At 63.6% G+C, this 11,124-nt stretch carries 8 protein-coding genes and 1 pseudogene; 5 read left to right on the top strand and 4 right to left on the bottom strand.

Features of this window, described 5'->3' with window-relative positions; translation table 11 throughout:
- The first annotated feature begins 302 nt into the window (after nucleotides 1-302).
- From BA190_RS01940 to BA190_RS01950, 3 genes are read left to right on the top strand one after another with little or no spacing between them, the layout of a single operon-like run.
- Complete coding sequence (locus BA190_RS01940; RefSeq protein WP_068281782.1) at nucleotides 303-1,199, top strand: ABC transporter substrate-binding protein; 897 nt, start codon at nucleotides 303-305, stop codon at nucleotides 1,197-1,199.
- Between the two features lie 45 nt (nucleotides 1,200-1,244).
- Nucleotides 1,245-2,216, top strand: a complete 972-nt coding sequence (locus tag BA190_RS01945; RefSeq protein ID WP_068281784.1) for an amino acid ABC transporter permease — start codon at nucleotides 1,245-1,247, stop codon at nucleotides 2,214-2,216.
- The gene (locus BA190_RS01950; protein ID WP_305773770.1) at nucleotides 2,213-3,001 is read left to right on the top strand and encodes an amino acid ABC transporter ATP-binding protein; all 789 of its coding nucleotides are present in this window, start codon (nucleotides 2,213-2,215) and stop codon (nucleotides 2,999-3,001) included. Before BA190_RS01945 ends, BA190_RS01950 begins: the two co-directional genes overlap by 4 nt.
- A gap of 450 nt (nucleotides 3,002-3,451) precedes the next feature.
- Here the strand turns inward: BA190_RS01950 and BA190_RS37155 are convergent.
- Nucleotides 3,452-3,610, bottom strand: a pseudogene (locus BA190_RS37155) (purine permease); the annotation flags it as partial.
- Between the two features lie 408 nt (nucleotides 3,611-4,018).
- On the opposite strand from BA190_RS37155, the gene BA190_RS01960 reads away from it, so the two are divergent.
- Both BA190_RS01960 and BA190_RS01965 read left to right on the top strand, forming a co-directional pair.
- Complete coding sequence (locus tag BA190_RS01960; RefSeq protein WP_068281788.1) at nucleotides 4,019-4,855, top strand: bifunctional allantoicase/(S)-ureidoglycine aminohydrolase; 837 nt, start codon at nucleotides 4,019-4,021, stop codon at nucleotides 4,853-4,855.
- Nucleotides 4,852-5,343 (top strand): ureidoglycolate lyase, encoded by a 492-nt coding sequence (locus BA190_RS01965; RefSeq protein ID WP_068281790.1) that lies wholly within the window; start codon nucleotides 4,852-4,854, stop codon nucleotides 5,341-5,343. The genes BA190_RS01960 and BA190_RS01965 overlap by 4 nt, the downstream gene beginning before the upstream one ends.
- Before the next feature lie 277 nt (nucleotides 5,344-5,620).
- Here the strand turns inward: BA190_RS01965 and BA190_RS01970 are convergent, their stop codons facing one another.
- From BA190_RS01970 to aceF, 3 genes are all read right to left on the bottom strand, one after another.
- Complete coding sequence (locus BA190_RS01970) at nucleotides 5,621-7,804, bottom strand: NADP-dependent malic enzyme (RefSeq protein WP_068281792.1); 2,184 nt, start codon at nucleotides 7,802-7,804, stop codon at nucleotides 5,621-5,623.
- 188 nt (nucleotides 7,805-7,992) lie between these two features.
- Nucleotides 7,993-9,729 (bottom strand): dihydrolipoyl dehydrogenase, encoded by a 1,737-nt coding sequence (gene lpdA / locus BA190_RS01975; RefSeq protein WP_068281794.1) that lies wholly within the window; start codon nucleotides 9,727-9,729, stop codon nucleotides 7,993-7,995.
- A gap of 34 nt (nucleotides 9,730-9,763) precedes the next feature.
- Nucleotides 9,764-11,029, bottom strand: coding sequence for a dihydrolipoyllysine-residue acetyltransferase (aceF, locus tag BA190_RS01980; RefSeq protein WP_068281797.1), 1,266 nt, complete (start codon nucleotides 11,027-11,029; stop codon nucleotides 9,764-9,766).
- Between the last annotated feature and the right edge of the window lie 95 nt (nucleotides 11,030-11,124).

The following is an 11,124-nucleotide window of genomic DNA, read 5'->3' on the forward strand; positions in this document are numbered from 1 at the left end:
CCGTAGACAGGCTCGACGGGAAACAGTTCCCAATAATGTATATAGCTATATAGTAAAATGGAATGGTTGCCAGTCCCGATACGCCACCGCGTCGGCAAGAGCCAGAGCGCCGGCTCGACCTCAGCACGTCACGAACCCGGGATTTCCCTGGGCCATGAGGGCGGATCACGCTTGACAAGAACGGTTTCGATTAGTTGTATAAGCTAGTATATACATCTGATCATCAAGCCATCCGGAACCAAAATCCGCGAGCTTCGAGACCACGTCAATGTGGCCCTCGCGACAAACAGGGGACTCAATGCATGGGCAATGAACGTCGTCGTCACGCTCGGTCCGCTTCGGCGACCGCAGCCGCATTGTTCCTGGTCGGAGCATTGCTCGCGGGTACGGCTCTTGCCGATACCGCCATTGCGACCAAGGCGGATCCCAAGATCCAGGCCATGCTGCCGGCCAAATTGAGAGAAGCGGGCAAGATAAGGGTTGCCAGCAACGTCGAATATCCGCCGTTCGAATATTTCGACACCGACAACACCACCATCATCGGCCTCGACAAGGATCTGGCCGAAGCGATCGGGCAGAAGCTCGGCGTCAAGCTCGAATTCCAGCATATGAGCTTCGACGCCATCATTCCGGCTCTCGCCGCCAACCGCTACGATATGGCGATGTCGGCGATGACCGACACCGAGGAGCGACGCAAGAAGGTCGATTTCGTCGACTACTTCACCTCGGGTGGTGGTTTCCTGGTCAAGCAAGGCAATCCCAAGAACGTCCATAGCCTGGCCGACATCTGCGGCATCTCCGTCGCAATCGACAAGGGCACCACGGAAATCGACGATGCGAAGAAGGCTTCGGACGACTGCGTGAAGGCCGGCAAACCTGAAGTCAGCGCCAAGATCCTGCCCGGCACCAGCCAGATCGTCCTGGCCTTGCAGGCAGGCCGGGCCGACGTGGCCATGATCGACACCTCCGCCGGTGCCTATATTGCACAGCAACACAAAGGCACCTTCGAGGTGCCGAGTACCTCCTATGCACCACGTCACTACGGATTGGTGCTGCCCAAGGGTTCCGACGAATTGACCAAAGCCCTCCAGGCCTCCGTGCAGGCTTTGATCGACGAAGGCACCTACGGCAAGATCCTGGCCAAGTGGGGACAGGAGGTCGGCGCCATCGACAAGGCCATGATCAACGACGGCCAATAAGGGATGGAGATCGCCACCCGGCAGCCGCAACTTCGGGAGCCAGCCATGTCGGTCAACGAGACCCGTTCGCAGGGAGCAGATGTCGATCCTACGATAGACCTGGTCATCAGGCCGGCCAGTCATCCCTGGCGCTGGGTGGCCATCGCCTTCGTCGCCCTTCTGGCGGCGATGCTGGTGCACACGCTCTTCACCAACCCACGGTTCGAATGGGCCGTGGTCGGTCAATACTTCACCTCGCAGACGATCTTGCTCGGCGTATGGCGCACTCTGGAGCTGACGGCCATCGCCATGGTGATGGGTGTCGCGCTGGGCGTGATGCTGGCGGTCATGCGGCTGTCGCCGAACCCCATCCTGTCGGGTGCGTCATGGCTTTTCGTGTGGTTCTTCCGCGGAGCGCCGCTGCTGGTGCAATTGCTGGTCTGGTACAATCTGTCCGCCCTGTTTCCCCATATCTCGCTGGGCATCCCGTTCATCGGCCCTGACTTCGTCGAGCTGGATGCCAATGTGCTGATCACGCCCTATGTGGCGGCAATCCTCGGGCTCAGCCTGAACGAAGCCGCCTACAGCGCTGAGATCATCCGCGCGGGTATCATTTCCATCGACCACGGCCAGACGGAGGCGGCCCAATCCATCGGCATGTCGCGCGGGCGGCTGTTGCGGCGGGTGATACTGCCGCAGGCGATGCGCGTCATCATCCCGCCGCTCGGCAACGACACCATCAATATGCTGAAGATGTCGGCCCTGGTCAGCATCATCGCCGTACCCGAACTGCTCTTCGCCGCCCAGACGATCTATACGCGCACGTTCGAGACCATTCCGCTGCTGCTGGTGGCGGTTATCTGGTATCTGATCATCGTTTCGGTGATGAGCGGCATCCAGTATTACATCGAGCGTCACTATGCCCGCGGCAGCAGCCGCAACCTCCCTCCGACGCCCCTGCAAAGCATCGGCGCATTCTTCGGGCTGTCCCGCAGCAGCCCGATCGATCCTGGCGAGAAAGGGAGGAGCGCGCCATGACCTTTCAACCAAAGCCGCCAGCCAAGATCATGGTGCAGGCGACGGGCGTGCGCAAATCCTTCGGTGCCCTGGAGGTTCTCAAGGGAATAAACCTGTCCGTTTCGAACGGCCAGGTGATGTGCCTGCTTGGCCAGTCCGGTTCCGGCAAAAGCACCTTCCTGCGTTGCATCAACCATCTCGAGCGTATCGACAAGGGCCGCATCCGCGTGGATGGCGAGCTGATCGGCTACAGGGAACACAAAGGCCACCTCCAGGAAATGCACGAGCATGAGATAGCGCGCCAGCGCATCCACATCGGCATGGTGTTCCAGCACTTCAATCTGTTCCCCCACATGACGGTTCTCCAGAACATCATGGAGGGGCCGGTCGGGGTGAAGCGGGAACCGCGCGAGGAGGTGAGGGAACGCGCCCACGCCATTCTGAAGCGCGTCGGACTGGCGGAGAAGGTCAACGCCTACCCCCGCCAGCTGTCCGGCGGACAGCAGCAGCGTGTCGCAATCGCGCGCGCCCTCGCCATGCAGCCCAAGCTCATCCTTTTCGACGAACCGACCAGCGCCCTGGACCCTGAATTGGTCTCCGATGTGCTGGACGTGATGCGCGACCTTGCCCAAAGCGGCATGACGATGATCGTGGTGACCCATGAGATCGCCTTCGCCCGCGAAGTGGCTGATCACATCGTCTTCATGGCCGGCGGCGAGATCATCGAGGAAGGCGGGCCCGGGGATGTACTGGGCAACCCATCCCATCCACAGACGCAAGCCTTTCTCTCCAAAGTGCTTGTATAAAGATAGACAAACATCGTTTAGCCGTCGCCTTGGACCGCGAGTTGCCGCCTGGCGGAGAGGCAGGCATAGCAAGTTTGACTATGCGGCCGGTGACGTTACCCCAGGTTTTATCCAGCGCCCAGTTTGCTCGGGTGGTCGAAGATCCAGGCTCGGGTGGCGGGTTGCGGCCCCTGCGGCAAGCGGCCCTTGATAGGAAACAGGGCCGCCCCGAACGTCCCGTGGCTTCGGCCGCCCCTTCCATCGCCGCGTGCCGACGTGAGGGATTGATGGTTACCTCCGAGAAGGCTGCTTCGCCCCGTGCGTCGAGCGCACTTCGACGCGGACGCGAGAGGAAATGGATTTCACGATAAAACGCCATTCATCAAGCCGTTGCGACCGCGCCGTCTTGAAAGGGACGGCGCCGACCCCTTGCCTGCATGCGGCCAGGGGCGGCACTTTTCTTTGGCATCGGTGGTGGCTCAGGCCCTCGACCTTCACCTCGCTGCCCTTGGCGTCATAGAGCTTGCCGTTGAGGAAATAGTCGCCCTCATGCAGCATGGAGATGTCCTGGTAACGCAAGGTGCGCTCCATGCCGGCCACGAACACCGATTGCTGGTCGGAATTACCGGCCCTGCATGGGCAAGAGATGCCGGCCTGCCGCGCCTCTTCATGGACGCCGATATACCGGCAGACAGACGATCGGCAGCGACGGCCCAGCCTCCCAACGTTGGAATACGCTTGATGCTGTGGGTCGAGCTTGTTGATTTCTATTATGCCTACTCAGAATGCTTCATTGGAAAAGGGTTCGACTTCGCCTGATCTTGCAGATTCCACATCGTGAAATTCGTCGGGATTTTGCAACGGACGACTCGCATTTGCCCGATATTCGGATTACGAACCATTGGTATGCGCTTGTTTACGCGTTCGCGATCAAGATGCTTTGAGCGTATTTCAAAGCATCACCGGCAGATATCGTTCCCAAGCAATGCAAGTACTGAAGTATAAGAAATATCAACTAATGGGCCTAAGGATAGAATAATGACAGTCCGATCGTATTTTTCCCCGACTGGCGGGCTGCCTCCTCAAACTCAACTCCTTACAGGCCGTGCCGTATTCACGGAGGCCTATGCCGTCATCCCAAAAGGTGTCTATAGCGACATCGTGACGAGCTATCTGCCGCTTTGGGACAAGACTCGTTGCTGGGTGATCGCTCGCCCGCTCTCCGGCTTCTCCGAAACCTTTTCCCAATACATCGTGGAAGTCGCTCCGGGTGGCGGCAGCGACAAGCCGGAACTGGACGAGGGTGCGCAGGGCGTGCTGTTCGTCGTCGAGGGCGAGCTGACGGTTACGCTCGACGGCAAGGCGCATACGCTGACGCCGGGCGGCTATGCCTATATTCCCTGCGGCAGCGATTGGCGCGTGCGCAACCAGAGCGACAGGCTCGTTCGCTTCCATTGGGTCCGCAAGAGCTACGAGCATGTCGCCGGCATTGCAAAGCCCGAGCCGATCTTTGCCAATGAGCGCGACATTGCGCCCAGCCCGATGCCGGATACCGAGGGCCGCTGGGCGACCACACGCTTCGTCGATCCCGAGGACATGCGCCACGACATGCATGTGACCATCGTGACGCTGGCGCCCGGCGCGGTCATTCCGTTCGCCGAGACCCATGTCATGGAACATGGGCTCTACGTCCTGGAAGGCAAGGCGGTCTACCGGCTCAACCAGGACTGGGTCGAGGTCGAGGCCGGCGACTTCATGTGGCTGCGCGCCTTCTGCCCCCAGGCCTGCTATGCCGGCGGCCCCAGCAATTTTCGTTATTTGCTCTACAAGGACGTCAACCGGCACATGAAGCTCGGTGGGGAATTGCGGCGATGAGCATCCTTCTCGTCGAGCCCCTCACTCGCGAGACCTTCGCGTCCTTCGGCGAGGTGATCGAGACCGACGGTGCCGCGCATTATCCGATCAATGGCGGGCGTTGCGAGCGCTATCATGCCCTCGCCCGGGCCGAAGCCAAGGGGCCGGGCGGCCACGTCATCATCAACATCTTCAAGGGCACGCCCTATGCCCTGCCCTTGAAGCTTACGATGGTGGAACGTCATCCTTTCGGCAGCCAAGCCTTCTTCCCCCTGTCACCGCGCCCTTTCCTGGTGGTCGTCGCGCCGGATGAGGGCGGCCGGCCGGGAGCGCCCCGCGTTTTCCTGACCAGTCCGGGCCAGGGCGTGAACTATCCGGCCAATCTCTGGCATGGCGTACTGACGCCGCTCGGCGAGCCGCAGGATTTCCTCGTCGTCGACCGGGCGGGAGATGGCAGCAATCTCGAGGAATTCCACTTCCCCGAGCCTTACGAGATCCGCCTGCCCTGATTGATCTTTCGTGGATCGACTGAATTCCAGGCCTCCCGCCGCTGCCCGCGACGGGAGGCTTCGTTTTTCGGGAAATGTGCTGCCTGTAGCGACGGGCCGCGCCGAAAAGTGGGTACCGGTTTTCGGAAAAAAGATGCGGCAATCGTCACCCTTACCCTCGCCCCGCAGGCAGCTGGGCCAGGGGGCGCAGACGTTGCGCCTGCTTCTCGAAGCTTTCATCTCGCCCAACCGTCGGGCGAGATGAGGGGATGAAAGACTGCGATAGCCGCGTGGCGCCCTACCCTGCAGCCGCCGCCAGCGTGGTCATGTTCACGATGCCGCGCACCGTCGTCGCCGGCGTGAGGATATGGGCGGGCTTGGCAGCTCCCAGCAGGATGGGGCCGACCGAGACGCCTTGCCCCGCAATCACCTTCAAGGCGTTGAAGGTGATGTTGGCCGCATCCCGGTTCGGCATGACCAGGAGGTTGGCAGCGTCCGTCAGCCGCGTGTCGGGCCGGACCCTGGCCAGGGCGGCGCGGCTGAGAGCCGTATCGGCCTGCAATCCGCCCTCTACCTCCAGTTCCGGCGCGAGTTCCAGGATACGCGCGAGCGCCGCCCGCATCTTGCGCACCGACGGGTCGTCGCTGCCGCCGTCATCGGTATGGGACAGCAAGGCCGCACGGGGCACCTGGCCGAAACGGCGCAGTTCCCTGGCCGCAAGCACCGTCATCTCGGCGATTTCGTCCGCCGAGGGATCGCGATGAATGAAGGGGTCGCAGACGAACACCGTGTGGCGCGGCAGCTGCAGCAGGCCCATGGCGGCGAAGGCATGCGCATCGGACCGCAGGCCGACGATCTTGCCGATCGGGGCAAGGTGATCGGCATAGGCACCGGCGATGCCGCATAGCATGCCCTCGACCTCGCCGGCGGCCAGCAGCCGGGCCGCCGTCGAGGTACCGCCCATGGCCGCATCGTCGCCGACATCGACGACCTCGACATCCTTGCCGGGCCGGATGCGCAGGCCCAGTTCCTGCATCCGGCGGGCGATGACATCGGGCCGCCCGATCAGGACGGGCGAGGCGATACGCTCGTCGAGGGCGATCTGGGCCGCGCGCAGCACCCGGTCATCTTCGCCCTCGGCATAGGCGATACGCTTGGCGCCGGCCTCGACCGCCGCCGCGAACACCGGCTGCATCACCGTGCCGGACGTGTAGACGAAACGCTCGAGGGAACGCCGGTAGGCGTCGAAATCCTCGATCGGCCTGACCGCGACGCCGCTGGCGACGGCGGCCTCGGCCACCGCCGAGGCCACCTTGACGATCAGCCGCGGATCGAACGGCTTGGGAATGAGATAGTCCGGACCGAAGCTGAGATCATGGGTGCCATAGGCGGCGGCCACGACATCGGACTGTTCGACCCGCGCGAGTTCGGCAATGGCGCGGACGGCCGCCAGCTTCATCGCCTCGTTGATGGTGCGTGCGCCCACATCCAGCGCGCCCCGGAAAATGAAGGGGAAGCACAGGACGTTGTTGACCTGGTTGGGATAGTCCGACCGCCCGGTCGCCACGATGGCGTCCGGCCTCACCTCGCGGGCCAGTTCGGGCCGGATTTCGGGCTCGGGATTGGCGAGTGCCAGGATGAGCGGCCGCTCGGCCATGCCCGCGACCATTTCCGGCTTGAGGACACCCGCCATCGAGAGGCCGAGGAAGATGTCGGCGCCTTCCACGATGTCGGCGAGGGTACGTGCCTGCGTCTCGCGGGCATAGCGGGCCTTGCTCTCGTCCATCGAGGCGGTGCGTCCCTTGTAGACGACGCCCTTGCTGTCGGTGACGAAGACGTTTTCCTTGCGCAGCCCCAGATGGACGAGCAGATCGAGGCAGGCGAGAGCCGCAGCCCCGGCGCCCGAGCAGACCAGCCTGGCGTCCTCGATCTTCTTTCCGACCACTTCCAGGCCGTTGAGGATCGCGGCGGCCGCGACGATGGCCGTGCCATGCTGGTCGTCATGGAAGACCGGAATCCCCATGCGCTCGCGCAGCTTCGTCTCGACGATGAAGCATTCGGGCGCCTTGATATCCTCCAGATTGATCCCGCCGAAGGTCGGTTCGAGGCTGGCAATGATGTCGACCAGCTTGTCGGGATCGGTTTCGTCGATCTCGATGTCGAACACGTCGATACCGGCGAACTTCTTGAACAGGCAGCCCTTGCCCTCCATCACCGGCTTGCCGGCGAGCGCGCCGATATTGCCGAGGCCGAGCACGGCCGTACCGTTGGAGATGACGGCCACCAGATTGGCGCGCGCCGTCAGGCTGGAGGCTTCCTGCGGATCGTCCTTGATGGCGAGGCACGCCGCCGCGACACCGGGCGAATAGGCCAAAGCGAGGTCGCGCTGTGTCGTCATGTCCTTGGTCGGCAGGACGGTGATTTTTCCAGCAATGGGATAGCGATGGTAATCCAGGGCAGCTTTGACCAGTTGCTCGTCCACGACGTCCTCCGATTGATTGAACTCGATGCGTTCGGCAGGAAGGGCCTTGCGGCCCGCTCCCGCCCTTGTCTTCAGGGCGCACTCCGCCGTCGACGCCCAAGCGGGCGCCTTTCAGGCGGGCCTTTGCGCGGGAACCGGGTCGTCAGGACATGGTCAGGACGCCCGGCTTGGCTTCAACTGCGATGGTCTCAGCGCTTCTTGGGCATGTAGAGGTCGGTAATCGTGCCTTCGAAGGCCTCCGCGGCCATCCCGATCGTTTCCGACAGGGTTGGATGGGGATGGATCGTCGCGCCGATATCGACCGCATCCGCCCCCATCTCGATGGCGAGCGCGGCCTCGGCGATGAGATCGCCCGCATTGGTGCCGACGATGCCGCAGCCGATGATGCGCTCCGAGCCCTCCTCGAACAGCACCTTGGTCATGCCCTCGTCCCGCCCGAGCGACAGGGCGCGGCCGGAGGCAGCCCAGGGGAAGACGCCCTTGCCATATTTGACGCCGCGCGCCTTGGCCTCGTTCTCGGTCAGGCCGACCCAGGCGACCTCGGGATCGGTATAGGCCACCGAGGGGATCACCTTGGCGTCGAAGAAGGCCTTGTGTCCCGCCGCGTTCTCGGCCGCGACCTTGCCTTCATGCACGGCCTTGTGGGCGAGCATCGGCTGGCCGACCACATCGCCGATGGCGAAGATGTGCGGGACGTTGGTGCGCATCTGCTTGTCGACGGCAATGAAGCCGCGTTCGTCGACGGCGACGCCGGCATTTTCCGCACCGATCAGGCGCCCGTTCGGGCGGCGGCCGACCGCGACCAGGATCTTGTCGAAGCGATCGGTCGCCGGGGCGCTGCCGCCCTCGAACGAGACGGTCAGCCCGTCCGGCCCGGCCTCGACCTTGGTGACCTTGGCCTTGAGATGGATCGCCTCGAATTGCTTGGAGACGCGCTTCATCAGCGGCGTGACGATGTCCTTGTCGGCGCCGGGAATGATCTGGTCCATCAGTTCGACGATGGTGACCCTGGATCCCAGTGCCTGGTAGACCGTGGCCATTTCGAGCCCGATGATGCCGCCGCCGACGACGAGCAGGCGCTTGGGAACGTTGTCGAGCGCCAGGGCACCGGTGGAATCGATCACCCGGCGGTCATCCTGCGGGATGAAGGGCAGCACCACCGGCTCCGAACCGGCTGCGATGATGGCATGCTCGAAGCTGACCGACTTGGTACCGTCCTCGCCCTGCACCTCGATACGGTCGGGCGCGGTGAAGCGGCCGGTGCCGGTGACGACGGTGACCTTGCGCTGCTTGGCGAGGCCGCCGAGGCCGCCCGTCAGTTTCCTGATCACGCTGTCCTTCCAGCCGCGCAGCTTGTCGATGTCGACCTCGGGCGCCGCGAAGGTAACACCGTGAGCTCCCATTTCCTGGCTTTCGGAAATCACCTTGGCGGCATGGAGCAGCGCCTTGGAGGGAATGCAGCCGACATTCAGGCAGACGCCGCCAAGCTGCGGCCAACGCTCGATCAGCACCACCTGCTTGCCGAGGTCGGCGGCCCGGAACGCAGCCGTGTAGCCGCCGGGACCACCGCCCAGCACGACGACTTCGCCATGGATGTCGCCCTTGCCGCCGCTGACGGGTTGGGCGGCGGGCGCGGCCGCCTTCGGCACCTCGTTGGGAGCCGCCGCCGGGGCAACGGCTGTCGCCGCGCCAGCCATCTTCACGATGACGTCGCCTTCGCTGACCTTGTCGCCGATCTTGACCGTGACCTCGGCGATCGTGCCCGCCGCCGGTGCGGGCACTTCCATCGTCGCCTTGTCGGATTCCAGCGAGACCAGGGGATCGTCGGCCTGGACCTGATCGCCCGGCTTCACATGGATCTCGATAACAGGCACGCCCTTGAAGTCGCCGATGTCGGGGACGCGGACTTCGTTTCCATTGCTCATCTTGTCTCTCCCGAGTGTTGCGAAATCCGGCCGGTCAGAGGATCAGCCGTCGAACATCCTCGAGCGAGGTGCACAAATGCCGGGCGAAGCGGGCCGCAAGCGCCCCGTCGATCACCCGATGATCATAGGAGAGAGAGACCGGCAGCATCAGGCGCGGCTTGAACTCGGCGCCATCCCAGACCGGCGCCATCTTCGAGCGTACCACGCCCAGGATGGCCACCTCGGGCGCATTCACAATCGGGGTGAAGGCGGTGCCGCCGATGCCGCCCAGCGAGGAGATCGAGAAGGTGCCGCCGCTCATGTCGGCGGGGCCGAGCTTGCCGTCGCGCGCCTTCTTGGAGATGTCGCCCATCTCCTTGCTGATCTCGTGGATGCCCTTGCGGTCGGCATCCTTGATCACCGGAACGACGAGGCCATCGGGCGTGTCGACGGCGATGCCGATATTGTAGAACTTCTTGTAGATCAGGGCGTCCTTTTCCGGCGAAAGCGAGGCGTTGAATTCCGGGAAGGCACGCAGGGCCGAAACCGAGGCCTTGATCAGGAAGGCCAGCAGGGTGACGCGGAAGCCCTTCTCCTTGGCTGCGGTGTCCAGTTCCTTGCGATAGGCCTCGATGTCGGTGATGTCGGCCTCGTCATTGTGGGTGACGTGGGGCACGTTGAGCCAGGCCCTATGCAGATGGGGGCCTGAGAGCCGCTTGATGCGCGAGAGCGGCTTGGTCTCGATCGGGCCGAACTTGGAGAAATCGACAGCGGGGATTTCGGGGATGCCCGTACCGGCCGCCGCCGGTGCCGAAGCGGCCGGGGCCGGTCCCTTGAGGAAGGCGCGCACATCCTCGAGGGTGATGCGTCCCTTCTCGCCGGTACCCTTGAGCTGGTTGAGGTCCACCGAGAGCTCGCGCGCCAGGCGGCGCACCGAAGGGCTGGCATGCACGCCCGAGAAATCGGCGATGGCGCCGCGGGTCGGCGCGGGAGCGGACACCGGAGCCGCCGCTGCTGGCGCAGGCGCGGCGGCAGGCGCCGGCTCCTGCTGTTCGACGAGGGACGGCGGCTGAGCCATCCCCCCCTCCCCGGCCTGGATCACGACGAGAGGCGCGCCCTCGCTGACCTTGTCGCCGAGCTTGACCAGGATCTGCTCGACGATGCCGGCCGCGGTCGAGGGCACCTCCATGGTTGCCTTGTCGGATTCGAGCGACACCAGCGGGTCGTCGACATTCACCTTGTCGCCCACATTGACGAGGATTTCGATGACAGGGACGTCCTTGAAGTCGCCGATATCTGGAACTTTGATCTCGGTGGGCACGGGAGTTCCTCCTGAAGACGGTTGGCCCGTTTGGGCTGATGCGCGTGATGGGTCGGCAAAGTGGCGTGCGGTGCACCCGGGATCTGGCGGCCACC

This window comes from Labrys sp. WJW (assembly GCF_001676615.1).
Classification (GTDB): Bacteria; Pseudomonadota; Alphaproteobacteria; order Rhizobiales; family Labraceae; genus Labrys; species Labrys sedimenti.